The following is a 23,674-nucleotide window of genomic DNA, read 5'->3' as shown; positions in this document are numbered from 1 at the left end:
CTTTCTTCTCTAAAATGTAAAAAAGAAATTTTTTATAATTGTAGCTATATTTTCTTAAGGGAAATATTTAAAATTGGGAAATATTGATATTCAATAATTAAGCTTTGTTGATTGAACCAAAAAGAGCTAATTTATGTCTCATTAATTCTTTAATAGCTAAAAAGCCGGGATTTAATAACTTACGCGGATCAAAGCCTTTGTCTGTTAAATCTTTTTTTTCTTCAATGTATTGTCTAGTAGCTTGGGCAAAAACTAATTGAAATTCAGTGTTGACGTTGATTTTTACTACTCCCAAAGAAATAGCTTTTTTAATCATGTCTTCAGGAATACCAGTGCCTCCGTGCAGTACTAGGGGCGTTTGTTTGTTGGTAAGTTCTCTAATTTTGGCAAAAACACTAAAATCAAGTCCTGTCCAATTATCAGGATATTTACCGTGCACATTACCAATTCCAGCAGCAAGCATATCAACACCTAAATCAGCAATTTGTTTGCATTCTTGAGGATCTGCAATTTCTCCTTGACCAATAATGCCGTCTTCTTCGCCGCCGATGCCCCCAACTTCTGCTTCTATTAAAAGTCCTTTTTGGTGACATATCTCGGTGATTTCTTTGGTTTTACTTAAATTTTGGGCAAAATCATAATGACTGCCATCAAACATAACAGAAGTGAATCCTGCCTCCATTGCTTGTTTGGCACCTTCATAAGAACCGTGATCTAAATGCAAAATAACAGGGACAGAAACCTTATAAAAGGCGTCTAGTTCTCTTACCATTGCAACGACTGTTTTAAGCCCTCCCATATATTTCGCAGCTCCTTCGGATACTCCTAAAATAACAGGTGATTTTAGTTCTTCGGCAGTTTGTAAAGCAGCTTTGGTCCATTCTAAATTATTAATATTTACTTGAGCTATAGCGTATTCTTGTTGATGCGCTTTTAAAAGAACATTTTTATCGGAAGTTAACATTTAACTTAATCCTTTCTTTGGTTTTAGATTTGCATCTAAATTGTAATTAATGAGGTTTGTTAATTGGCTTTTGGACTAAAAAATAATTTAGGATTATGGGTAGTTTTGCAAGTATAAGTGCAAAAAACAAAATATATTATTGTTGGTCGAAAGGAATGCAAATTAACAGTTTTAAAATCACAAAACAGAGAAAAAAATATAAAAATTATAAAAGTAAGTAAAAATGCATGCTGTTTTAAAATCAAAATCCAAAAGAAAAAATTAAACTAAATGATGTAGTTTTAAAAAATCATAGAATTTATCATCGTCGATATGAGGAGCTAAAAGATTGCAACTATCTTTTATTTCTTGGCAATTGGTGTTTTCCAATCCGATGCCTACATCAGCTAATTTAAGCATTTCAACATCATTATAGCCGTCCCCTACACAAACTAATTGATGATGGGGGTAAAGTTCTTTTAATTTTTTAATACCACAAGTTTTATTCACACTTTGAGGCACCAAATCAACACCACCATTAGTTCTCCAATAATACGCTTGCAAATCTTTCAAATCTTTAAGAAAATTTTGCAATTTTTCTTTGTTGGGTTCGAATAACCACACTTGATAAACATTGTTGTGCAGATGAAATTCAGGGTCCACTACAGATTTTTTATTAGTGCAGTAAAGTTCTCCTAATGAAGGCGGAATTAAGTCTTGTGGGCTTGGTACAATTTCTTGTGTCATTCCTGTAAGACCTATGTGAATTTTGGCTTGATGGGCTTTTGCGATTAGTTCTTTGACTACTTCTTTTTTAAAAGGTCTATCATCAATTACTTTATCAAAATATTTAGTAAGACCGCCGTTAAAAAAGACAAAATGTTTGAAATAAGGTAGCAAATTGCCTAAAACATCTATTCTTTTAATGTTTCTTCCTGTGGCAACTGCTAAAACATTATCAGGGTTTTGGGCTAAAGTTTGGATGGCTTTGATTGTTTGGGGAAATATTTTTTTATATTTAGAACTTAAAAGGGTGCCATCAATATCAAAAATAAATAAAGATTCTTTTTTTTGTTTCATTTGAAACTCCTATTATCCTATCGTATTTGAGAAACACAAAAAATGATGAAATGCAAAAATGAAAGAAAAAATGCAAAAATGAAATTAGAAAAAAGGGGGATGAATTAATTAATTGTAGCAAATTAAAATAAAAACTTTTGCTAAATGTTTGTCTTATTTTCCTAATTGTAAATTGGAATTAACAGCAAAAGGGACAATCATTTTTTTGAAAAATATCTTTAGTGGAAGCTAAGGTTTGTTTGCTTGCTATTTGAGCAAAAAATAAAAAATCCTCAGTTTGGAGGGAAGCTTTTCCTGCTAAAATACCATCAATAGCGGGTTGTTCTAAAATGGTTTTAATGTTGGCAACAGACACCGAACCGCCGTAAATAATTCTCATGGCACAAGATGCTTGGGAAGAATAAAGTGCAGTGACTTTGTCTCTGATTTGTTCAATGACTTTGTTAGCATCTTGGGGAGTTGCACTTTTGCCTGTACCAATTGCCCAAACCGGTTCATAAGCGATGATTATGTTTTGTAATGCTTCTTCTGGAACACCTGCAAAAATGTTGGTTAATTGTTGGTCTAAAAACACTTGGGTTTGGTTATTTTCCTTGGTAAGAAGCGATTCGCCCACACAAACAGTAGGAACTAATTTGTGTTTGAGAGCTGATAAAAGTTTTAGATTAACTGTTTGATCGGTTTCTCCAAAAAGAGTTCTTCTTTCGCTGTGTCCTAATAAAACGTGCTTGACACCTAATGAAAGTAAATTTTGTGGTGAAACTTCGCCAGTAAAAGCGCCTTCGGATTCATAAAACACATTTTGGGCCCCTACTTGTAAATTAGTGCCTTGGAGTTGTGCTAAGGAATCCAATAAGGTAAGTTGGGGGAAAATTAAAGTTTGGACTTGGTTTTGGTCAGGAACTTGCAAGCTTACTTTTTGGATGAATTCCAGGGCTTCGTCTTTGCATTTGTACATTTTCCAATTACCTGCAATCACTTTTGTTCTTGGTTTGTAATTCATAAATTACTCCTTTAATATTTTTTTACAAAAAATAGATGGTGGACAAATTTGAACTAATTTTTTAAATCAATATTTTTGAAATGGAAATTGTTAAAAAGTTTTAAAATATTGAATTTAAATTTTTGATAAAGAGAAAGGAAAAACGCGAAAAGAGTTATTATTTTATATTAACATTTACAAATAAAATTATATCATAACAAGGCAAGGGCAAAAAGATTAAATGTTAAAAAAATATAAATAAATATGGTAGTTTGGATTTGTTTAAAAAGGTAAATTAAAGAGTATGAGAGCAAAAAAAGAACTCAAAAGCCAAGAATCAAACCTATCTAAAAAACCACCATGACCTGGAAGGAAACTTCCAAAGTCTTTGATGCCATAATCTCTTTTAAATTTGGAAGCTAACAAATCGCTAATTTGAGAAATAATAGAAATTAAAAAAGCATAGATGGGGGAACTAATGCAAGATTTGCAATCAATAAATAAAAAGACCATCAAAACTGTTATAGTAGAGCCAAAAGTACCTAAAATAGCACCTTTTTGAGTTTTTTTAGGACTTAGGTGAAAAGCTAGGGGTCTTGTTCCTAAAAAGGGGCAAAAACGCGGGAAACGTGCTAAAAAAGCAGAAGAATCAGTGAGCATAACTGCTAAAAAAAACAAAAGCAAATAATGCCAATGCAGGAAAAACAAAGAAAAAAGACAAGCCATCAAAAAACCAATATAAAAGGTGATAAGAAAGGTTTTGCTTACATCTTTAGTTTGCAAAAAAGGTAAAAAAACTAGCATTATTAAAACTAACACAAAAGGCAAGAATAAAAGAAGGAAAAAATTTAGGTTCGAGGGAGTTGATTTTGTTAGGGATACAAATGTGTCTTTATTAAGGAATAAAAAGTTTAATTGTTTTGCGTCTTTTATTAAGTTTTGATTTTGACAAATATTTGGATACAAAATCAAACAAACAACTGTAAAAAATAATAAAGTAGAAGTGGCAACTAACCCAAATTTAATAAAGGTCTGTTTTTGGGTATCTTTGGGATGTTTGAGTATAAAAAACATTTCTTGTACTGCTTTTATTGCTAAAAGGGCAAAAACTACAAATTTGATTTCTAAAGGGGCATAATAATAAAAGAAAAAAGAAAATAAAACTAAGGTGGCCCCTGTTATTATTCTCTTTTTTATCATATAAACCTCCATTTTTTTAAAGCGAAAGGTAAAAATTGGGTAAAATTGTTGTATTTGGAAAACGAAATCATTTTAAGCTTTTAATAATTCAGTGTTTTTAGTGGTGGTGTGTTTTTCAATAAGTTTAATGTTTTTATCAGTTAATGTTTGAATTTGATTTAAATAAAAAGTTTCTAAATCTTTAGTAAGTTCCACTTTTTTGATTTTGTCATTGCCTTCGCGACGCACGTTTCTAATAGCTACTTTGGTCTTTTCTGCTAGTTGCTCTACTTCTTTCATTAAAGTTTTTCTTCTCTCTTCGGTTGGTTTGGGGAAAACAAGTCTTACAACTACACCATCAGTTTGAGGAGTGATTCCTAGATTAGATGCCAAAAGAACTTTTTGAATATTAGGAATTAAAGTGCTATCGTAAGGTTTAATGTTGAGTTGATTGCCTTCAGAAACACTAATAGAGGCTAACGTTTTTAAAAAAGTGGGTGCTCCATAATAATTAACAGTAATTTTATCTAAAATATTAGGATTAGCAGTTCCAGTGCGAATATCGCAAAAGTTTTTTAACATTACTTCTTGGGCTTGAGTCATTTTAGTTTCTAACGACGCAAGAATATCTTTGGCAAGTTGTTGCATATTTATTCTCCTTTTGAACTAATAACAGTACCTATGTTGCCTTCTTTGAGTACAACTTTTTTGATATTACCTTTTTTTAACATATTAAAAACTAAAATATCGATGTTATTTTCTAAACAAAGAGAAGCGGCTGTAATATCCATAACTGCCAGTCTTTGAGATAAGATTTGTTGGTGTTTCATGTGTTTGATTAAAACGGCATCTTGATGTTTTTTGGGATCTTTATTGTAAACACCTTCAATATTATTTTTAGCCATTAAAATAACATCAATGTTTAGTTCAGCAGCTCTTAGGGCAGCAGCAGTGTCGGTAGAAAAGTAAGGAGAACCAGCCCCTGCACCTAAAATAACTACTCTATCTTTTTCCAAATGACGAATAGCTTTACGGCGAATATAGGGTTCGGCTACCGAAGAAACAGGAAAGGCAGTCATCACGCGTGTGATGGTATTTGTTTGTTCTAAGGCATCTTGCAAAGCTAAAGAATTCATGATAGTTCCAAGCATTCCCATATAATCTGCCTGAGAACGATCCATACCCAGTTCTTCACCAGTGCGTCCACGCCAAAGGTTACCTGCTCCTACAATGATGGCAATTTTGACTCCTAAATCTTTGATTTCTTTGATTTCCCAAGCAATTTTTTTAATGGTGCGAGGGTCAATTCCGTATGAAGATTCGCCTTTAAGGGATTCACCACTTAATTTTAAAAGAATTTTTTTATGCATCCACAAAACCTTTCTTCATAAACATCTCATAAACATCTGCAACATCTTTAAAAGAGTCTAAATTTGAGTTTGTTAAATAAAGTATGAAATAAAGATTTTTGAATTATTAGTTGCATATTCCCCAACGCACATAAGAAACTACATCAGTGTTGTTGGCTTTAAGATAATCTTTTACTTTTTGATCTGCATTTTTGACAAAAGGTTGTTCTGATAAACACATGTCTTTTAACATTTTGCCTAAACGATTTTCAACAATTTTTTCTATCATTTGTGCGGGTTTGTCGGATAATTCTTTGGCAGTTTGTTTATGTAAAATCTTTTTTTCTTCTGCTAAAAATGTAGGATCTACTTTGTCAGGAGTTAAAAATTGCGGTTTGGAAGCAGCTATATGCATCGCTATGTCTTCTGATACAGAAGGGCAGTCGTTTTTTAAAACTACCAAAACAGAAATACGTCCGCCTTGGTGTTTGTAAGTTCCAAAAGATTCTTGAGGTTTTTTAGTAACTTTTAAAACACGTTTAAGATTAATGTTTTCGCCCAAAACTGAGGTTTTTTCTAACAATAATTCTTGAACGGTTTTATTTTGGTAATTAAAGGCTAAAAGGTCTTTGGCGTTAGATAATTGGTTTTTTAAAATAATTTCTCCAAGCACTTTTACTAATTGTTGAAAATGTTCGTTTTTGGAAACAAAATCCGTCTCAGAATTGATTTCATATAAAAAAGCGTTATTGCCAGCAAAAACAATATTAGTGATGCCTTCAGAAGTTGCACGTCCTTGTTTTTGAGCTGCTTTAATGATGCCTTTTTCTCTTAAAAACAGGATGGCTTTTTCGATGTTGCCTTCAGTTTGTTGTAAAGCTTTGTGACATTCCTTCATTCCCGCATGCGTTTTTTGACGTAAATCCTTAATCATTTCGGCTGTAATTTTCATTTGTTGCTCCATTCTAAATTTTAATGATTTAATTACTTTTAATTATAAATTGTAAAAATAAAAATTGCGTATTGGTTAGTTAAGGACCAAAAAAAGTTTAATTATCTTTGGTTTTGATTTTGATTTTGGTAATATGGTTTTCTTGGTGAATCTTGGTAAGGACGTTTGTTAGGGGTATTGTAATTTTGAGGTTTTAATGGGTTTTTAGCATCAAAAGTTTCTGCTTTTTCAGCAACGCCACCAGTGCCTTCAACACAAGCATTAGCCATTAACCAAATAATTAATTTTACTCCTCTAATAGCATCGTCATTAGCAGGAATAATGTAGTCTACTAAATCAGGGTCGCAGTTAGTGTCTACAATTCCAAAAACTTTGATTCCTAATTTGCGCGCTTCGGCAACTGCGATGCTTTCTTTTTCTGGGTCAACAACAAAAATAGCTTGAGGCAAGTCTTTCATGTCTTTGATGCCGCCTAAGAATTTTTCTAATTTGTCTCTTTTACGCTTTAATTGCACTACTTCTTTTTTAGGAAGTTTTTTCCAAAGTCCTTCTTCTTCTTGTTTGTGGAGCAAATGAAGTAATTCGATTCTTTTTAAAATAGTTTTGAAATTAGTTAATGTGCCACCTAACCAACGATGATCCACGTAGTATTGTTGTGAACGTTGCGCTTCTTCTCTAATCGCTGATTGAATTTGTTTTTTAGTGCCTAAAAATAAAGCTTTGCCGCCTGAAGTAATGATGTTTAGCAATTCTTGATAAGCTTTTTCAATTTCTTCTGAGGTTTTTTTCAAGTTGATAATGTGAATGCCATTTCTAGAAGTAAAAATGTAGGGTTTCATTTTGGGATTCCATTTGCGAGTGGCATGACCAAAATATACTCCTGATTCTAATAATTGTTTTGTTGTAACTACTGACATTGTTATTAAAAACTCCTTTTTATTTTAATTGATGTTTTTTGAAATATTGTGTTAAATTATGATAAAAAATAAATAAATGATAATTTTGTTTGTGTTTGGGCTTTTGCATTTTAACTATTTAATACATTTTTTAATTGTGTCAAAAATGTTTGAGCAATGCATTTATACATCCCTTATAATTAAATAAAAGCTTTTTTGCAAGTTTGTTTGGGGAAGGAAAATGGCGTTTTAATAATTATTTGATAATTATAAATTTATAAATCACAAATATAACAATTAAAAAAATAATTAAATAATCAAAATTGACGGGCAAAATGGTTTGCCTAGTAGCAAAAACGGCAACAAACAAACAAATGCATTAAAAAACCAAGAACAAAGAACAAACAATAAAATGTTTCTGAAATAATAAAAATAAGTAACTTTTTTCCTAACATATTTTACCATATTTAAAACCATTTAACAATGTTTTTGTTGATTTGGATACAATTTTGTTACTTTGTGCTACCAAAACCGCCTTTTCTGGCAAAATTATTTTCTTTTTCTTGGGTAATTTGAAAAAAGGGTTGAAAAATTCCTTGTGCAATTCTTTCGCCTTTACAAACTTGAACTGGGTTTTTAGAAAAATTATACAAAGCAATAAAAATATGACCTTCATTTTGCAAATTATTATAATAATCACTATCGACTACTCCCACGCCGTTGGCAAGGGTTAGTTGTTTTTTCAAGGGCAAAGAAGACCTTACATAAATTAATAAAACTTCGTCCCAAGGAAAAGATGCTTTAATTCCTGTGGGAACCAAAATGACTGTTTGCGGTGGGATTTCCATGCTTTGGGCTGCTTCAAAATCATAACCAGCGCTGAATTTGGTTTGACGTTGGGGGAGGTTGATTCCTTGATTTTGATAACTGCTTACTTTTTCAAAAAAACGGTTTGTTTTATTCATAAAAATGAAACCTTGGCTTTCTTTTGGGGTAGTTAGTAATTTTACTTTTAAATTAATAAATGCAAATCACAAAATAAAAATAATACAAAACGAGAGACAAAAAATAATTAAAAAGGTGGCAAAAATAAAAATTTTCAACAAAATAGGTTTAAATATTATAAAATTAAAAATATTATAAAAAAGTTAAAGATTCCAATCAACAACTTTAATTCCACAAGTTTGTAAATAAGTATTAGCACGAGAAAAAGGTTTAGATCCAAAAAAGCCTCTATGAGCGAAAAAAGGGGAAGGATGGGGGCTTTTAATTATGCAATTTTGGGATTGACAAATATATTGTTCGTAGGTTTGAGCAAATTTTCCCCACAAAATATAGACTATATTTGGTTTAGCTTGCAAAGCTTGAAAAATAGTTTTGGTAAATTCTTGCCAACCAATTTGATGGTGACTTAAAGGTTTATCTTTTTCAACAGTCAAAATAGCATTAATCATCAAAACGCCTTCTAGCGCCCATTTAGTTAAATTATTGGTGCGAGCAGTAATTTGTAAATCATTTTGTAATTCTTTAAAAATATTGGATAAACTAGGTGGTTTTTGGAAGGTTTTTACACTAAAAGACAACCCGTGAGCTTGATTTTTGCCATGATAAGGATCTTGCCCCAAAATAACTACTTTCACTTTTTCAAAAGGAGTTAAATTAAAAGCTGCAAAAATATCTTCTTGATTGGGATAAATAATTTTGTGATTGGTTTTTTCTTCTTGCAAAAAAGTAAATATTTTTTTTAAATAAGGTTTAGTTTTTTGATTATTAATGATTTGTTGCCACATTAATTGTTTACCTTTTGGTTTGTTATTGTAAAATTGTTGTATTATTTTGTAATTTGGTGTTATTTGATTGCATTTTTGTAATTATTTGGCTGCTTTTAATTCTTTAATTAAGGAATATAAGAGATAAGCCATAATCATTAAATAAACGATTATTAAAAACAAATATAAAGGATTTTCGAATAAAAAAGCAAAGAAAGAAACAATATAAGCAAACAGATCAGAAAAGAAATTTTTGATGGATGGAAAAATATAACGGTCTTTACAAACATATTTGCCTACAATTTTGTGATAAGGAATTTTTTGTTCGTATTTGTGTTGGGTATCATTTGCATCACCCCAAGTGCCAATTAATTCGTTTTTTGAATCATTATAAACGACTCTATGAATAATAAAACGATGTTTTTGGGCTGCTTGTCTTTCTTGTTCAGAAACATTAGGATTATTATAATTAGGGTTTTCAAAAATTACAACATCGCCGTTTTTTGGATGAGTTGTGCCTACTTTATAAGGTTTGGTTGTAGGATTTTTGGTGATTTGTTTACCATCAAAAGCACCAACAGGCATAAGTTTGGAAGCGTCCCAAACACCTCTAATAAAAACTAAATCCCCTATTTGTCCTGAATACTCATTTTTAGGACCATGTAAAAAAGGTTCCATACTACCAGAAGCCACAGGAAAAGCAGCAATGCCTAGATATTTGGCTGAATATTTAGGAAAAAAAGCATTACCCAAAGAAGCAATAAAGAGATAAATTAGAAAAAAATCTAAAATAATAATCATACTTTTTTTTAAAATTAAAAGGATAGATTGGTTTTTTTGACTTTGTGGCGGAGTTTTTGTTTTATTTTTGAACATAAATAATTACCATAATAATCATTGTTTCCTTTTTTATTTATTAACTATGAATTATTTTCAACTATACAAATTAATTATAACATAGAACAAGATTTTTTTTTGATGAATCAATTATAAGTGCTAAAAAATATTATTATTATAAAATAAATGTTATAATATTATTGAAAATACAATATAATCCAAAATATTATAAAAATGCTTAATCTCACAATAAATAAATTAAATGAAAGATAAATTGAATTAAATGAAAGAATTTTCTAATAATAAATTAAAAAATATGAAAATTATAAAATTAAGAACTAGGTTCGCAACTATTACAACTACTTTTACATTATTGTTGTTAGTGGTGCTAATTTTTAAATCTTTTGACAATATTGATAATATAAGCCCAACAAAAAACAAACCTAATCATAATGTGGATGTTATTCAAGAAAAAATCTATAACATGGATGGAAACATTGACCATATTTTAGATTATGATAGCAAAACAAATAAAAAAATTAAACTCACAGCGTTTAATGGTGATGAAAAGTGTGTTTGGTATATCATAGAATATGATTTGCAAACTGCCAATAAAATTAAACATACTGTCTTTCAAAATGACAGAAATATCTTAGATATTAAAGAATACGATCCGCATACACAAAAATTAATTAAAGAAATAAGTTTTGCAGAAGACAAATCAAATATTTTATATATGTATGAATATGATGCTAAAAGCGGAAATGTTATAAAAGAAACTCACCATAATAGTAAAAATGGCAAAGTAGAATATGTTTTAGAATATGATCCTCAAACCCAAAATAAAATCAAACATACAAAGTATTTCCCTAATGGAAATATTGATTATATAAATAAATATGACCCCAAAACAGAAATAAGAATTTGGCATGCAAAATACAAATATCAAAGCAAAAATGATGATAAAGAGGTTTATAATTATGATCCTAATAGTGGTGATGTCATAAAAAAATAATGGTAATTAGAGTTGTTTGGAAAGATTTTGCAAGGAAAAATCAGGTAATCTGTTTACAGGCAAAATCAAAACTAGTTTAAAAAAGGTAGTTTTTTCGAAATGATAAAAAGAAAAAGCATGCAAAAAGGGGCTTTTACATACTTTAATCCTAATATTTTTATTTAATTTTTTAATTGTTTTTGTTTTTTATGTCCTAAAGCTTTATTGATGTGCAAAAAGTCTTCTGGATGAACGTACAAAACTCTATCATCAGAACTGTAATAAGTTTTTTTAGTGTAATCTTGTAAAATTTCGAACTGCATTTCTTCGATGTTATTTAATTTTTCTAAAACTTGTTTTAAAGTTTCTGGGATTTCATCCCAAAAATTCTTTTGTGAGTTAAAAGTTTGGGCATTATTAGGAATGGTATCAACTTTGGATTGCTGTTGTTTTTCTTCTAATTCTTTAATTTTTTGTTTCATTTCTAATTCAAAGATCTTTTGATTAAAATAAGTTTCAAGCATTTTATGCTTTAATTCTAAAAGATCGGTTTGCGAAAGGTTGTTATCTTTTTTGTCCATCATCTCCATTAATTTTAAATTAATTAAACAATTAGAATCAAAGTCTTTGTTATTAATCAAAACATTGGGAATTTGAGGTTGTTCGTTTTTATTTTCGTTGTTTTTGCTCTCTTTAGACGGTTTGGAAGGACTAAAAAAAGCTGCAATACGAAAATTAACAACATAAATGAAAATTAGCGTTTTAATCACTAATTTTACTAAAAGAAATATCAATACAGGGAACAAAACAGCGCCAACAACCCAAATCCAAGGATTATTGGAAACCCAAGTTACCAATTCTTCAAATCTCAAAAAACCAACCTCCTAATAAAAGCGTTTGTAAAACTTTTATACTTTATTTGTTAGCTTTATAAAAAACTTAAATATAGCTTATATTTATTTTATCATAAAACTTTATATCTACACCTTTATTTAATCAAAAAAAGAAACAATTGTCAATTGATTTTGGTGGTTTTTTAAGATAAAGTTTTTTTTGGGTAGTTTGAAAAAGATAAATAAGGTTTTTTTTAGATTTTAAGAGCAAAATGATTAAAAAATGCGTTTTAAAATATCTTAATAAAGCAAAAAAATGATTGTCAAAAAAATTAATTGTTTTTTTATTTTATTAAAATATTTTTATTGGGGTAATTTTTTTGGCAGGGATATCAGGATTCGAACCCGAACGAGCGGTTTTGGAGACCGTTATGCTACCATTGACATCATATCCCTTCATTTACAAGTAGGTTGCATGGTGCGGGTGACAGGATTTGAACCTGCACGCCTAAGCGCTAGATCCTAAGTCTAGTGCGTCTTCCATTCCGCCACACCCGCGTTTACCTTTGTTATTTTCGTTCGTTAATCACTCATAAACACTTATAAAATGGCAGACCCAGCTGGATTTGAACCAACGAATCACGGAGTCAAAGTCCGTTGCCTTACCACTTGGCTATGGGCCTCAATATAACTTTATAATCTGGATATTTTATTATTAAATAATGTTTGTAATAATTTTTGTATTTTTATATTTTGTGAAATATATTCTGGGGCGGCTAGTGGGAATCGAACCCACGCATATCGGCGCCACAAGCCGCCGCGTTAACCACTTCGCCATAACCGCCAAATAATTTTAATAATTAAAATTCAATAACATAGAATATTATACCTTGATTTTGTTAATTTGTAAAGTAAAAAGTTAGGTGGGTTGTTTTTTTAATGATAATTGAGTGTTTTTTATAAGTTTTTTGCAGTCAATATTTTTGGTGGCGATGTTTAAAAAAGATTTGAGGGAATAAATTGAGATAAAAATGTGCATTCCAAAAACCTCAAAAAAAAAGATAAGTCTAAAAAGTTCCAAAAACAAATGCCAAAAAAACGCAAAAAACAAATTACCAAAACATTTCCCAACAACAAGCCCTTAAAAAACAAATTCTTAAAAAACAAGTTCTTAAAAAAATAATATGAGCGATGAAATTATGAAAATTATTTTTATCAAAATGAAACTGACTTTGCAAATTAACAAAAAATAGCTAATTTTAGTTGGCGGAGGAAGAGGGATTCGAACCCTCGCATCTTTTGGATCTACACGCTTTCCAAGCGTGCCTCTTCGGCCACTTGAGTATTCCTCCAAAAAGCCCAAAAACTATAAAAGTGATTGGGTTTGTGATTTAATTATTAGCCGCAACAGCAAAAACATTCTTGCTGATCGTCTTTATCTTTATTAGTTTGATTTTGTTGTAAACGCAAAACATCTTGAGCAATAGCAAGTTCTTCATTGGTAGGAACAACAAAAGCTTTAATTGCAGAATCAAAAGTTGTAATAAGTTCTTGTTTGCCTTGAACTTTGTTTTTTTCTTCGTCTAACTTAATTCCTAAAACTGATAAACATTTAATAATTTCAGAACGGAAAAAAGAAGAATTTTCGCCAATACCAGCTGTAAATACTAAAGCATCAACGCCTTTTAATAATACGTAATAACTAGCAATATAATCAACTATACGCTTAACTTGGATGTCGTGTGACAAAATGGCTTGCTGGTTGCCTTCTTTAATGCTTGCCAAAATATCACGAGTGTCATTAGAAATACCTGATACTCCTAAATAACCTGATTTTTTATTCAAATCATCGATAACACAAGCAACAGTTTTGTTTTCTTTTTCAGCTATAAATTTCACTACTGCAGGATCAATATTGCCACTACGAGTTCCCATAGGAACCCCTTCTAACGGAGTAAAACCCATAGAAGTATCAACTGATTTACCAGAATCAACTGCACATAAAGAAACGCCGTTGCCAGCATGACAAATAATGATTTTGGCGTTTTTTTTACCCAAAATTTGTTGCATTTGCTCAGTTATATATTTATAAGATGTACCATGAGCTCCGTATTTTCTAATTTGGTATTTTTGGTACCAGTAATAAGGAGTGGCGTATAAAAAATTAACTGCGGGCATACTTTGATGAAAAGTAGTATCAAAAACAGCTACTTGAAAAACTTGGGGAAGTACTTTTTGAAAAGCTTTAATACTTATGATGTTTGCAGGATTGTGTAAGGGAGCTAGGTCGCATAAACTTTCAATTTGAGCAAGAGTTTTTTCAGTTAAAACAGCAGAATCACTAAATATTTCTCCACCTTGAACTACGCGGTGCCCTACTCCTTCGATTTCTTCCAAAGTATTAATAACTTTTTTTTGAATCAAAGCATCTAGCAATAAATCTACTGCTGTTTGATGATTTAGCACTTCTAATACTTGTTTGTCTTTTTTGTCTTTGGTCTTCATTGTAAAAACAGCCTGATTGCTACCGATTCTTTCAACTAAACCTGAAACAATTACTTCTTGTTGTGGCATTTCTAATAATTGAAATTTTAAAGAAGAACTACCAGAATTTACCGACATAATTTTCATATATTTTTCTCCGTTTTTTTGTTGTGTAATAATTTATTTGTTGTTTGTATATTAATTTTAATTGTTGTTTGACTTAATTTTTTTGGGTTAAGTTTGGGATTGGGATTTTAATTATTTGTTATTTGATTTATTTTTATTTTTAATTAATAATTTCTTTTAATGAGTGGAATTATTTTTGAGTTTGTAATTATTTGTTTGCAAGTTTGATTTCTTTTTATTGTTGGAAATTTTTCAATTTGTTATTAATTGTTGGGCAAAATTTCAAGCAAACGATATATGCCCCAAGCATGAAAACAAGTTCCTGCCATAACAAAAAGATGCCAAATAAAATGAAAATATTTTTTATTATCTTTAACATAAAAATAAATGCCTAAACTGTAAAAAACACCGCCCAGTAAAACAAAATGAAAAATATTGGCTTTCCACATTGCAGGCACTAACAAAAGCCCACTCCATCCAAGCAAAGCATAAAAGATTAAATGAATGATTTTTCCTTTATTCATCCAAAAAACTTTACATATAATACCTGAAAAAGCCAAAATACATTGGCAAACAAAAAAGCATTGTCCTTTGGAAATTGGCACATTTGATTGAGGAAATAAGGGTTTTTGCAATTCTGGCAAAAGTAACAAAATAGGGGCAAAAGTTCCCCAAATTAATAAATAAATACTAATGTGATCGGTCTTTTGAAAAAAATTATGAGCTTTGGTAAAGGATAAAGAATGATACAAAGTACTCATCAAATAAAGAATAATCATCGATATGCCAAAAACAAGTACAATATAACCGTTAGGATTTGACATTAAAGAGGCTTTAAGACAAAAACAAACAAGAATAAAAACTCCTAAAGGAATCATTAAACCATGGGAAATGGCATTGGCAATTTCTTCGCCTAAAGTTTGTTTATCACTTGGTTTAGTAGCCCATTTCATAATAAAACTCCCTTCTTGCTTGGAATATGTAGCAATTACTGAGATTATAAAAAGTTTAGAAATTAAATAAGTTATAAGGAAAATAAGGAAACATTTAAAAATAATAATTAACTTTATTAAATAATTTATAAATTAGATTAAGTTGTAATAAAAACTAATTCTTATATATTTTACCACATAAAAGTGGTTGCTAAACTAAATTTGTAAATTGACAAAAGATAAAATATGAATTTTTCAACATTTCCAAATATAATAATGTATAGTCAGTAAATAATAGTATAATATTTAAGGAAACTAGAGGAAACTAGTTTTCCATAGAAAGGATTTTGTTATTTTTCATGAAATCTATTCAAACTAAATACTACAAGTATTTAATAATTATCACATTTATTATCGCGCTAATAATTTTGTTATCTGCAATTATTTTTATTAAACAAAAAATAAATATGTCCTTAATGCAAAATTAAGCCACATCCTTCCTGAAATCAAACCCGATACCAAGACAAACATTATTGAACATTATTTAGGTCTCAATCCTAATTTAGAAAATTTAAAAACCGAATTTAGAAAAATAAACCCTGATTGGAACCAAGAAGTTTTTGCTTATAATTATCATATGCTTTCTAAAAGTAATGCAAATCAAAAAATTACTGATGCTATCCAACACAAAATTTTTGCTATTTTTTTAAACTTTAATGATGAAAAAATGAAATCATACCAAACCCAAAATAATCTTTTAGATGCCTTAAATCAAAATCAAAACAATAAAATGCATATTTTTTGGAAAAAAGAAAAACCAAATACCGAACTTATATTAGCTTTAAAAGACCAATTATTGTATAACACAAATAAATGGCAACAAACAGCAACAAATATTTTGGATAAAATAAAAACCTATATTAATAATGATATAGATCAAATATTAAAAAATCAACTAAGCTTGCTTGAAAAAAATAAAATTATAATTGATATGAATGCAGGCAAACTCAAAATCACAGACATTAAAGATTTTATAAAACAAAATTTGATGGCTAATGCAAATGCCAAACTTGAATCTAATCCAGAACAAAATATTTTAATAAAACAATTAAGAAAACAATCTTTTAATTTAATGGAGTTAAGAAACAAATTCCAAACTCTCCAAAAAATAGATCAAAAAATAGATCAAAATGGTAATATAACTACCATATTTTAAAAAGATATGCAAGAATTAGAAACTATTATAAAAACAACTATATTAGAAATTATAAATGAATCTGATAAATTAAATATATAATTTGGTAAATGACTAATTATTTTTCAAATCCATTTTTTTCCTCAATTCTTCCAAAACTTGATCTACAATAACTTTCACTTGAGGATTGACAAAAAGAATCTGATTTTTAACTTCAAAATGAGTTTTTTTACTACAATTTTTCAAAATCACAATTTTTAATTTATCAATATTAACTTTTTTCAACATTCTTCTAATTTTTTGTTCTTTAGCTTGTCTTTTTAACATGAATATCACCTTTTCGTTTTATTTTTATTAATAAATTATTTTTAGTTCATCAAATAAAATAATATAAGTTAGTTTTTTAATGCCGTTTTTCCATTTCAGCTTTTATTTTAATCTTTTAGACATAAATTTTGGCTTAATTTTATCTTTACCATATTTGGTTTGCTTTTTTACCTTTATAAAAATATTATACAACTTTTAAAATAACTTTTATATATTTTGTCATTATTATCATTATTTTTTAATATATTTAATCATTTCATTATTCCTATCATTTAAATTATTCCCATTTTGGATATATTTAAATATTTTTAATCACAAGGGAGCCAAACTTCATTAATCATTTTCAAAATCAAAAAAAACTACTATTTTACCACAAAAACCCCCAATTCAAATTATTTTATATTTTTTGCATTTCTATAACATCAATAACATTATTAATTGGGTTAGTTTATTTGCAATTTAGAAATCAAAGACTAAATCATAAAATTGCAAGCAAAAAAGTAGCTATTAGCACACCTCAAATCCAAACTCTCAAAAACTATAAAAAAACTCACCCAAACAAAATCAAGGAAAAAAGTGGGATAAAACTTTAAATAAGGAAATAGAATTTGTATCTATAATCCACAAACCTACTTTAATGACTCACAACAAATACATTTTTGATGGCATTAACGGATTTAGATATTATCAAAAGAATTATCACGCATGCAAAATATTTTAACCCAAGATCTCAAAAAACCAACTATTACAAATTTAGAATCTATTTCTGAATTAACTGATGCTCAAATATTAGAACAAATAATAAATCCCCAAAAAATTACTCAAATCCAAAAAAGAACTTGATTTGCTTCAACAAAGAAATAACCATTTTCAAGAACCTTTAGATTCGCACTGGATTAAATTATTGCAAAATCCTTTTAATAAATGGCAAAGCCAAACTTTAAATAAGATAGATATTTTTGCTCAAAACCAAATAATACAAGATAACAATACTATTTTTAACCAAAATATGGCAATTACCTTAGATAAAATAAATAAGATTATAATTATGGAATATAACGGTCCTCAAAAATTATTAATTCAAGACAAAGAGATTTTTTTAGGTAATTTAATATTAAACATTTGCCAAAACCAATTTAACTGCAAAGAAAGTTTAATTTATACTTTAATCCTGTAAGAAAAACTTTATCTATTTATAACAACAAATAAATTGCCATAATAAACACCCATAATTGTTCTAAAACTTTCAAAAAAACAAATATTTGCTACATTAAATAAGATCAACTCTAAAAAGTTGATCTTTTTTTTATATACAAAATTGCAAGGAAACCACTCATGATCTACAGATTAGTGAGCAAAAAACTTGTTTTTTTTGTGATAAAATGATGTTAATAGCAATATTTTATTTTTTTAAATTGCTGTTGCAAAATTTAAAAAGGGGAATAAAATGATGTAGAAAAAATGCATTCCAAATAACAATTATTTTTCATTTCAATATTTAACTTTTTTGTTTTTTTAAAATATATTTCTAAGATGCTTTAAAAATGATTCTTCTTTAAGAACTTTCGATAATCATTAGAATCATTAAATAGCATCATAACAAAATTAATTTTTACACATAAATCATTATTTTTTATTTTTTTAAAAAAAGAAGAATTTTTAAATTTTAATTATTTTTTAAATCACAAAAATAATAACAATAGAAGGGCATATAATAGTACCCAAATGAATAATTTAGACAAAGACTTCGAGAACTATTTCAAATTATCTAAATTATCTAAACTTTGTTTTTTAATTTTTTTAGGGTTTTTAGTTTTGGGATCAAATTATAATACAGCCAAAACTGACAAAGAACAAAATAAAAGACAAGCAATTTTAGATGAATGGCAAGAAATCCACAACAATACAAATAATAATAAAACTATCACCAAAAAGCAAAACAACACTACTTTAAAAACTCAAAAGAAAGCTTTAATGGTTGGTAATAATAAAAAACTTGTTTCAAGGGTACTTAACGCAAATGGAACAGTTAATTGGAGACATGATAATACTTATGATAGAATTTATGATAATAAGGGTAGCGAATTATCTCAAAGAAAGTTTTTCCAATGACATACAGAAACAAATCCCAAAATTAATTGGCTAAGTTCTTATGATACAATTTATGACGAAAGCGGACAAAATCCTACCAAACAAATATATTATGCAAAAGAGCACACAGAACAAGAACGAAAAATTGATTGGTTCAAATCTTGGACTGCCTCTGTTGAAACTGTTCCAGCAGAAAATAAAAAAATATTTTCACAAAGATTTTATAAACCAGAAGGTGCAGAGCAAAAACTTATAATTGATTGGTCTGAATCTTGGGATAAAACTTTTTATGGTGATGACAGCAAAGCATCTAGAAGATGTTACAAAGCTGAAAGCACAGAGCAAAACCTTATAATTGATTGGGACAATAGAGATACTTATAATGAAACTTATGATGAAAATGGCAATAAAATATCCCAAAGACATTATTTGAAAAAAAGTACCGAAAAAAATAAAGTAGTTGATTGGAAACATGACAAAACTTGGGATGCTAAATATGATGAAAATAGTAATCAATTATCAAAAAGATATTATTTAAAAGGCCACAAAGCAGAAAAACCTAAAATTTATTGGTCTGAATCTTGGGATGCAACTTATGATAATAAAGGAGAGCAAATATCTAAAATATATTATCAACCAGTAGATGACCCTAGCAAAGAAAAAATAATGGATCATTCTAAATCTGTTTTTGTTTCTTCTGGTGATAATGAACCTTATAATGCAAAAGATAATGAACAAGAACAAGAAAGTATATTTTCACAAGGCATAAAATGGTTAAAAAGAGGATTTGATTATTTAACATCAAACGAAGAACAACCCCAATAACAGACAACACCACAAGCATCACAACCCAATTCTGCTTCTGTTTCTACTTCTCCAAACACAATAACAGCTTCTAATTCTCCTCTTTCACAAGCACAACCACAAGACCAAAACACAAACACAAATCCTAATGACAACACTAATACAAAAAGCAATTTATTTCCTCTCAAAAATGAAGTAAAATTTAGATCAAATATTAAAAGATCTAGATAGCCTTAATTTAAAATTATTAGATTTTAATAGACATTCTTATGATCTACAAAAACACTTTGAACAAATTAGCGAACAATTTGACCTAAATGCTCAAAACAAAGATACTAATTTATCATTATATAACCAATACTCAAATTTAAAACAAGATACAACTGTTTTTTTTAGAACAAAATTTTTATCTTTTAGAAACTAAAATTACTAATCTAAATAAGGAAAAAATAGGATCATTAGATAAGTTAGTACAGCGCATATTTATAAAACAAGAAGAAATCCAAACTAATTATCAAAATAAATATTCTCAATTATCACAAGAAGTTAAGAATAATTTACAAAACCGCTGGAATCTAGAAACAATTAATAAAGAACTTGATTTTAAAGCTTTATTAGAACATTTATTTAAATTTGATACTAAAATATAAATTAAAAAAGATCACAACGAACAAATACAAACCACAAATACTAACTTATCTCAAAAAGGTAAAGATAAAATAGGATTATTAAAACAAGTATTTCTACAAGATAATTTAGCTAAACTACACCAAGAAATGAAAAATTTAAATAACGGATTGAATTCCATTATCACAGATTCTATTCCACTTTATTTTAAAGATTTTATTTCTTTACAAGATGACACTAAAGAATTTTTATCCAATGTTAAAGGAGCTAAAGAAACTAAAAAAGAACTTAAAGAATTATTCCATTTTTTAAAAACCCTAGACAATACCAAGATATGGGAATTAAAGTTCCTAAAGGTTATTTATTCTAAGGTCCCCCAGGAACTGGTAAAACTTTTTTAGCTAAAGAATTATCTAAAGAAGCAGGAGTAAAATTCTTATATAGGAGTGGTTCTGAATTCCAACAAGACAAATATATAGGAACAGGCGTAAATAAAGTAATGGAATTATTCAAAGAAGCAAAAGAATCTAACCAACCATGTATTATTTTTATTGATGAAATAGATGCAGTAGGTGCCAAAAGGTCAGATGACGGCAGTAAGGGAGTTTCTGGGGCTTATGATAAAACCCTTAATCAATTATTAACAGAACTAGATGGTTTTAATTCAAAAGATAGAGACCCTTCTAAACCAATTGTAGTTATTGGAGCAACTAACCGCCCTGATGTACTAGATAAAGATTTGTTAAGACCTGAAAGATTAGAAAGGAGACTTAAATTAGATTTGCATAAACCCGAAGAGATAGAAGAATTTTTAGACTTTTTTGTCAAAGATCAAGAATTACACAATGATATAAAAGATCAAAATGGCAAACTAAAACCCCAAATTTTAAAAGATTTAAGTCAAAAATGTTATGACAATAAATTCAGCCCTGCTCAAGAAAATGCTTTAGTTTCTGAAAGTGCTTTAGCAGCTATGAGACAAAATCATTCCTATTTAACTGCTGATAATCTAGAACAAGGTTTTCAAAGAGTTTTACAAGATGCCAATAAAAATCAACTTTTACCAACCAAAACTAACCCTGCATTTAATTTAAGTTTATTAATCAAAGTGCCATGTGCTTTGGTAGCATTTAAAATAGTTATGTTTGTTTTAATATATTATTTTAAAAAATACTTGAAAAACAAAAGATTACGAGGTTTTTTATGAATAAAATAATAAATAAAATCATTAAATGGAGTTGTATTACTGTCATTTTAGCATTAGTTTTATTTTTATCAATTAAAGAAATTAATCACCAATGGTTTAATAACGACAATAAAAAAGAATATATGCCATTTGTTTTAATTGACAAAGTGACTAAAGATAATTACGAAGATATCGAAAAAATTAAAATTATTAATTTAGGACATAGTTCCTTTAAACAAAGTACTATTCATAAAATAGAAGTCTATTATAAAAATGAAGATGTTGCTTATGCTTATATGGATGATATTATGTATCGCACTTTGCAAGATAAATTACTAGAAGAAAGTGAAAAAATCTATAAAGAAGACGGCGAAGAAGTTTTTGAAGATAAAAAACCTAAAAATCATTTAATGACTAATTCCAAGAATATTTAACCAATGGTTTATCTAATACTTTTGGTATTTTAAGTATTTTTTCATCAGCTTTATGGATGTTTTATATTTTTAATAATTTCTTATTACAAAAAAGAGCTGGTTCTAAAAAAAACAAAACTTCCTCTATGAAACAAAAAAAGCAAATTAACTTTCCAAGACGTTGCAGGAAACCAAGAACCTAAATAAGAAATGAAAGAATTAGTTGATTTCTTAAAAAAATCGTAAAAAATATATCACTTTAGGAGCACGAATCACACGAGGAGTTTTATTAGAAGGTCCTCCGGGAACAGGTAAAACCTTACTTGCAAAAGCTCTTGCAGGAGAAGCAGGAGTGCCATTTTATTCAGCATCTGGCTCCGAATTTGTTGAAATGTATTTAGGAGTTGGAGCAGCACGCGTAAGAAAATTATTTAAAGAAGCACAAAATAATGCTCCTTGTATCGTTTTTATCGATGAAATAGATGCTTTAGGAGGAAAAAGAAGTAATTCAGGAGAAGGAGGAAATTCAGAAAAAGACCAAACACTTAACCAATTACTTACTGAAATGGACGGTTTTGACCAAAATAGAGGAGTAATTGTAGTAGCTGCAACTAATAGAGCTGATACTCTAGATCCTGCTTTGCTTCGTCCTGGACGTTTTGATAGAACTATTCAAGTATATCTTCCTGATGTAAAAGCTAGAGAAGCAATCTTAAAAATTCATGCTAGTAACAAAAAAATAGACCCTTTAGTGGATTTTAGCCATTTAGCTAAAAGAACTCTAGGAATGAATGGAGCCCAACTTGCAGCTGTTCTTAATGAAGCCTCTCTTTTAGCAGCCAAAAAACAAAAAGCTTTTATTACTATGGATGAATTAGAAGAGTTAGTTGACAAAATTTATATGGGACCTGCCAAAAAATCTTTAGTTATTCACGAAATAGAAAGAAAAATGACAGCTTACCACGAAGCAGGACACGCCGTAATTGTAATGAAGCACCCTCATAGTTCTGAAAAAGTAAGAACCCTCACTATTACTCCAAGAGGAGGCGCTCTAGGTTACATGTGGCCTACATCTGATAAAGAATGTTTTTGCAATACCGAAAAACAACTCACCTATAACATCGTTGTTGCCTTAGGTGGAGCAGCCGCTGAAGAACTCTTTTCTAAAGCTAGAACTAATGGAGTGTATTCCGATCTTAAACAAGCTACTCGCACTGCTTTTAGAATGGTGGCTTATTCAGGAATGAGTCCTTTAGGATATATTAACTTTGAAAAATGTTCCGAACAAACTCGTTATCAAGTAGATCAAGAAATTAAAAAAATAGTAGATGAATACTACAAACAAGATAAAAACATTTTAGAAAAAAATAAAGTATTAGTAGAAAAAATAACCCAAGCTTTATTAGATAAAGATACTTTAAGTCAAAAAGAAATTTATGCTTTAGATGAGACACAACAACCAAAAGCACAAAAAGAAAATTCTGCAAAAACTAAAACTAAAGTAGGTAATAAACCTAACAAAAATAAATTAGCTACTGTAAAAAATAAATTAAAATCGTTTGTACACATTAATTACAATCAAACAAATCCCAAAGAGGCTTTTTAAAGTCTCTTTTTTTATTAATCCCAAATGATTTATAATTTTGTTATAATTGAAGTATCAAACCCTCAAAAA

25 protein-coding genes, 5 tRNA genes and 1 pseudogene are annotated in these 23,674 nt (G+C 28.9%); 10 read left to right on the top strand and 21 right to left on the bottom strand.

From position 1 onward, the window contains the following. Nucleotides 1-97: 97 nt before the first annotated feature. From fba to BHE82_RS01215, 11 genes are all read right to left on the bottom strand, one after another. Nucleotides 98-964, bottom strand: coding sequence for a class II fructose-1,6-bisphosphate aldolase (gene fba, locus BHE82_RS01265; protein WP_011160547.1), 867 nt, complete (start codon nucleotides 962-964; stop codon nucleotides 98-100). A 261-nt stretch (nucleotides 965-1,225) separates the two neighbouring features. After that, nucleotides 1,226-2,023 (bottom strand): HAD-IIB family hydrolase, encoded by a 798-nt coding sequence (locus BHE82_RS01260; protein WP_071345482.1) that lies wholly within the window; start codon nucleotides 2,021-2,023, stop codon nucleotides 1,226-1,228. Between the two features lie 178 nt (nucleotides 2,024-2,201). After that, nucleotides 2,202-3,026: a triose-phosphate isomerase gene (tpiA, locus tag BHE82_RS01255; RefSeq protein ID WP_071345481.1), complete on the bottom strand. Its 825-nt coding sequence runs from the start codon at nucleotides 3,024-3,026 to the stop codon at nucleotides 2,202-2,204. Between the two features lie 261 nt (nucleotides 3,027-3,287). Then, nucleotides 3,288-4,205 (bottom strand): phosphatidate cytidylyltransferase, encoded by a 918-nt coding sequence (locus BHE82_RS01250; RefSeq protein WP_071345480.1) that lies wholly within the window; start codon nucleotides 4,203-4,205, stop codon nucleotides 3,288-3,290. Nucleotides 4,206-4,277: 72 nt separating this feature from the next. Beyond that, on the bottom strand, nucleotides 4,278-4,832 hold the full coding sequence (gene frr / locus BHE82_RS01245) for a ribosome recycling factor (protein WP_071345479.1): 555 nt from the start codon (nucleotides 4,830-4,832) through the stop codon (nucleotides 4,278-4,280). A gap of 2 nt (nucleotides 4,833-4,834) precedes the next feature. Further along, complete coding sequence (gene pyrH / locus BHE82_RS01240; protein ID WP_011160542.1) at nucleotides 4,835-5,560, bottom strand: UMP kinase; 726 nt, start codon at nucleotides 5,558-5,560, stop codon at nucleotides 4,835-4,837. A 100-nt stretch (nucleotides 5,561-5,660) separates the two neighbouring features. Then, nucleotides 5,661-6,485 (bottom strand): translation elongation factor Ts, encoded by an 825-nt coding sequence (gene tsf / locus BHE82_RS01235; protein WP_071345478.1) that lies wholly within the window; start codon nucleotides 6,483-6,485, stop codon nucleotides 5,661-5,663. A gap of 101 nt (nucleotides 6,486-6,586) precedes the next feature. Further along, nucleotides 6,587-7,402 carry a 30S ribosomal protein S2 gene (rpsB, locus tag BHE82_RS01230; protein WP_071345477.1) on the bottom strand — a complete coding sequence of 272 codons (816 nt, stop codon included), beginning with the start codon at nucleotides 7,400-7,402 and terminating at the stop codon, nucleotides 6,587-6,589. A gap of 491 nt (nucleotides 7,403-7,893) precedes the next feature. After that, nucleotides 7,894-8,346, bottom strand: coding sequence for a dUTP diphosphatase (gene dut / locus BHE82_RS01225; RefSeq protein ID WP_071345476.1), 453 nt, complete (start codon nucleotides 8,344-8,346; stop codon nucleotides 7,894-7,896). Between the two features lie 183 nt (nucleotides 8,347-8,529). Beyond that, nucleotides 8,530-9,171 (bottom strand): uracil-DNA glycosylase, encoded by a 642-nt coding sequence (locus tag BHE82_RS01220; RefSeq protein WP_071345475.1) that lies wholly within the window; start codon nucleotides 9,169-9,171, stop codon nucleotides 8,530-8,532. A gap of 81 nt (nucleotides 9,172-9,252) precedes the next feature. Further along, nucleotides 9,253-10,026: a S26 family signal peptidase gene (locus BHE82_RS01215; RefSeq protein ID WP_071345474.1), complete on the bottom strand. Its 774-nt coding sequence runs from the start codon at nucleotides 10,024-10,026 to the stop codon at nucleotides 9,253-9,255. Nucleotides 10,027-10,270: 244 nt separating this feature from the next. On the opposite strand from BHE82_RS01215, the gene BHE82_RS01210 reads away from it, so the two are divergent. Then, entirely contained in the window at nucleotides 10,271-11,002 is a 732-nt protein-coding gene (locus tag BHE82_RS01210) for a DUF2963 domain-containing protein (protein ID WP_257608384.1), read from the top strand. A gap of 161 nt (nucleotides 11,003-11,163) precedes the next feature. Here the strand turns inward: BHE82_RS01210 and BHE82_RS01205 are convergent, their stop codons facing one another. From BHE82_RS01205 to trhA, 8 genes are all read right to left on the bottom strand, one after another. After that, nucleotides 11,164-11,853 carry a hypothetical protein gene (locus BHE82_RS01205; protein ID WP_071345473.1) on the bottom strand — a complete coding sequence of 230 codons (690 nt, stop codon included), beginning with the start codon at nucleotides 11,851-11,853 and terminating at the stop codon, nucleotides 11,164-11,166. A 342-nt stretch (nucleotides 11,854-12,195) separates the two neighbouring features. Then, a tRNA-Trp gene (locus tag BHE82_RS01200) sits at nucleotides 12,196-12,270 on the bottom strand. A gap of 20 nt (nucleotides 12,271-12,290) precedes the next feature. Next, nucleotides 12,291-12,372 (bottom strand) — tRNA-Leu (locus BHE82_RS01195). 50 nt (nucleotides 12,373-12,422) lie between these two features. After that, nucleotides 12,423-12,497, bottom strand: a tRNA-Gln gene (locus BHE82_RS01190). An 85-nt stretch (nucleotides 12,498-12,582) separates the two neighbouring features. Next, nucleotides 12,583-12,658: transfer RNA gene (locus BHE82_RS01185), tRNA-His, on the bottom strand. 420 nt (nucleotides 12,659-13,078) lie between these two features. Beyond that, nucleotides 13,079-13,166: transfer RNA gene (locus BHE82_RS01180), tRNA-Ser, on the bottom strand. A gap of 46 nt (nucleotides 13,167-13,212) precedes the next feature. Further along, entirely contained in the window at nucleotides 13,213-14,445 is a 1,233-nt protein-coding gene (locus BHE82_RS01175; protein WP_071345472.1) for an acetate kinase, read from the bottom strand. A gap of 242 nt (nucleotides 14,446-14,687) precedes the next feature. After that, nucleotides 14,688-15,377, bottom strand: a complete 690-nt coding sequence (gene trhA, locus BHE82_RS01170) for a PAQR family membrane homeostasis protein TrhA (RefSeq protein ID WP_071345471.1) — start codon at nucleotides 15,375-15,377, stop codon at nucleotides 14,688-14,690. Between the two features lie 616 nt (nucleotides 15,378-15,993). Between trhA and BHE82_RS03410 the strand changes: the two genes are divergently transcribed. Next, on the top strand, nucleotides 15,994-16,572 hold the full coding sequence (locus BHE82_RS03410) for a hypothetical protein (RefSeq protein ID WP_257608383.1): 579 nt from the start codon (nucleotides 15,994-15,996) through the stop codon (nucleotides 16,570-16,572). 93 nt (nucleotides 16,573-16,665) lie between these two features. Here the strand turns inward: BHE82_RS03410 and BHE82_RS01160 are convergent, their stop codons facing one another. Further along, complete coding sequence (locus tag BHE82_RS01160) at nucleotides 16,666-16,878, bottom strand: hypothetical protein (RefSeq protein ID WP_034172241.1); 213 nt, start codon at nucleotides 16,876-16,878, stop codon at nucleotides 16,666-16,668. A 705-nt stretch (nucleotides 16,879-17,583) separates the two neighbouring features. Here BHE82_RS01160 and BHE82_RS03210 point away from each other — a divergent pair. The 4 genes from BHE82_RS03210 (at nucleotide 17,584) to BHE82_RS01145 (ending at nucleotide 19,794) form a co-directional block, all read left to right on the top strand. Then, nucleotides 17,584-17,721 carry a hypothetical protein gene (locus BHE82_RS03210; protein ID WP_165383250.1) on the top strand — a complete coding sequence of 46 codons (138 nt, stop codon included), beginning with the start codon at nucleotides 17,584-17,586 and terminating at the stop codon, nucleotides 17,719-17,721. A 1-nt stretch (nucleotide 17,722) separates the two neighbouring features. After that, nucleotides 17,723-18,055 carry a hypothetical protein gene (locus tag BHE82_RS01155; RefSeq protein WP_071345470.1) on the top strand — a complete coding sequence of 111 codons (333 nt, stop codon included), beginning with the start codon at nucleotides 17,723-17,725 and terminating at the stop codon, nucleotides 18,053-18,055. A 548-nt stretch (nucleotides 18,056-18,603) separates the two neighbouring features. Next, nucleotides 18,604-18,990: a hypothetical protein gene (locus BHE82_RS01150; RefSeq protein WP_071345469.1), complete on the top strand. Its 387-nt coding sequence runs from the start codon at nucleotides 18,604-18,606 to the stop codon at nucleotides 18,988-18,990. Nucleotides 18,991-19,398: 408 nt separating this feature from the next. Next, nucleotides 19,399-19,794: a hypothetical protein gene (locus tag BHE82_RS01145; RefSeq protein WP_071345468.1), complete on the top strand. Its 396-nt coding sequence runs from the start codon at nucleotides 19,399-19,401 to the stop codon at nucleotides 19,792-19,794. On the opposite strand, the gene BHE82_RS03115 is transcribed toward BHE82_RS01145, so the two are convergent. Further along, a complete protein-coding gene (locus BHE82_RS03115; RefSeq protein ID WP_143549426.1) occupies nucleotides 19,761-19,946 on the bottom strand; it encodes a hypothetical protein in 186 nt (61 codons plus the stop codon). The genes BHE82_RS01145 and BHE82_RS03115 overlap by 34 nt on opposite strands. 603 nt (nucleotides 19,947-20,549) lie before the next feature. On the opposite strand from BHE82_RS03115, the gene BHE82_RS01140 reads away from it, so the two are divergent. The 4 genes and pseudogenes from BHE82_RS01140 to BHE82_RS03045 all read left to right on the top strand — a co-directional run bounded on the left by BHE82_RS01140 (nucleotide 20,550) and on the right by BHE82_RS03045 (nucleotide 23,605). Further along, a complete protein-coding gene (locus tag BHE82_RS01140; protein ID WP_071345467.1) occupies nucleotides 20,550-20,801 on the top strand; it encodes a hypothetical protein in 252 nt (83 codons plus the stop codon). Nucleotides 20,802-20,830: 29 nt separating this feature from the next. Further along, nucleotides 20,831-21,607 (top strand): annotated as a pseudogene (locus BHE82_RS01135) (AAA family ATPase); the annotation flags it as partial. After that, nucleotides 21,604-22,020 carry a hypothetical protein gene (locus tag BHE82_RS01130; protein ID WP_071345465.1) on the top strand — a complete coding sequence of 139 codons (417 nt, stop codon included), beginning with the start codon at nucleotides 21,604-21,606 and terminating at the stop codon, nucleotides 22,018-22,020. The pseudogene BHE82_RS01135 and the gene BHE82_RS01130, both read left to right, overlap by 4 nt. 232 nt (nucleotides 22,021-22,252) lie before the next feature. Beyond that, the gene (locus tag BHE82_RS03045) at nucleotides 22,253-23,605 is read left to right on the top strand and encodes an ATP-dependent metallopeptidase FtsH/Yme1/Tma family protein (RefSeq protein WP_084024634.1); all 1,353 of its coding nucleotides are present in this window, start codon (nucleotides 22,253-22,255) and stop codon (nucleotides 23,603-23,605) included. Nucleotides 23,606-23,674 lie beyond the last annotated feature (69 nt).

Source organism: Rice orange leaf phytoplasma (assembly GCF_001866375.1).
In the GTDB taxonomy this organism is placed as follows: domain Bacteria; phylum Bacillota_I; class Bacilli_A; order Acholeplasmatales; family Acholeplasmataceae; genus Phytoplasma; species Phytoplasma asteris.
Note: the sequence above shows the minus strand (reverse complement) of the source record. Positions and strands in the feature narration are given on the sequence as shown.

Coding starts and splice junctions, on each gene's coding strand:
- fba (WP_011160547.1), bottom strand. CDS start 964: ATGTTAACTTCCGATAAAAATGTTCTTTTAAAAGCGCATCAACAAGAA.
- BHE82_RS01260 (WP_071345482.1), bottom strand. CDS start 2,023: ATGAAACAAAAAAAAGAATCTTTATTTATTTTTGATATTGATGGCACC.
- tpiA (WP_071345481.1), bottom strand. CDS start 3,026: ATGAATTACAAACCAAGAACAAAAGTGATTGCAGGTAATTGGAAAATG.
- BHE82_RS01250 (WP_071345480.1), bottom strand. CDS start 4,205: ATGATAAAAAAGAGAATAATAACAGGGGCCACCTTAGTTTTATTTTCT.
- frr (WP_071345479.1), bottom strand. CDS start 4,832: ATGCAACAACTTGCCAAAGATATTCTTGCGTCGTTAGAAACTAAAATG.
- tsf (WP_071345478.1), bottom strand. CDS start 6,485: ATGAAAATTACAGCCGAAATGATTAAGGATTTACGTCAAAAAACGCAT.
- rpsB (WP_071345477.1), bottom strand. CDS start 7,402: ATGTCAGTAGTTACAACAAAACAATTATTAGAATCAGGAGTATATTTT.
- dut (WP_071345476.1), bottom strand. CDS start 8,346: ATGAATAAAACAAACCGTTTTTTTGAAAAAGTAAGCAGTTATCAAAAT.
- BHE82_RS01220 (WP_071345475.1), bottom strand. CDS start 9,171: ATGTGGCAACAAATCATTAATAATCAAAAAACTAAACCTTATTTAAAA.
- BHE82_RS01215 (WP_071345474.1), bottom strand. CDS start 10,026: ATGTTCAAAAATAAAACAAAAACTCCGCCACAAAGTCAAAAAAACCAA.
- BHE82_RS01210 (WP_257608384.1), top strand. CDS start 10,271: ATGAAAGAATTTTCTAATAATAAATTAAAAAATATGAAAATTATAAAA.
- BHE82_RS01175 (WP_071345472.1), bottom strand. CDS start 14,445: ATGAAAATTATGTCGGTAAATTCTGGTAGTTCTTCTTTAAAATTTCAA.
- trhA (WP_071345471.1), bottom strand. CDS start 15,377: ATGAAATGGGCTACTAAACCAAGTGATAAACAAACTTTAGGCGAAGAA.
- BHE82_RS03410 (WP_257608383.1), top strand. CDS start 15,994: ATGCTTTCTAAAAGTAATGCAAATCAAAAAATTACTGATGCTATCCAA.
- BHE82_RS01160 (WP_034172241.1), bottom strand. CDS start 16,878: ATGTTAAAAAGACAAGCTAAAGAACAAAAAATTAGAAGAATGTTGAAA.
- BHE82_RS03210 (WP_165383250.1), top strand. CDS start 17,584: ATGCAAAATATTTTAACCCAAGATCTCAAAAAACCAACTATTACAAAT.
- BHE82_RS01150 (WP_071345469.1), top strand. CDS start 18,604: ATGAATAATTTAGACAAAGACTTCGAGAACTATTTCAAATTATCTAAA.
- BHE82_RS01140 (WP_071345467.1), top strand. CDS start 20,550: ATGAAAAATTTAAATAACGGATTGAATTCCATTATCACAGATTCTATT.
- BHE82_RS01130 (WP_071345465.1), top strand. CDS start 21,604: ATGAATAAAATAATAAATAAAATCATTAAATGGAGTTGTATTACTGTC.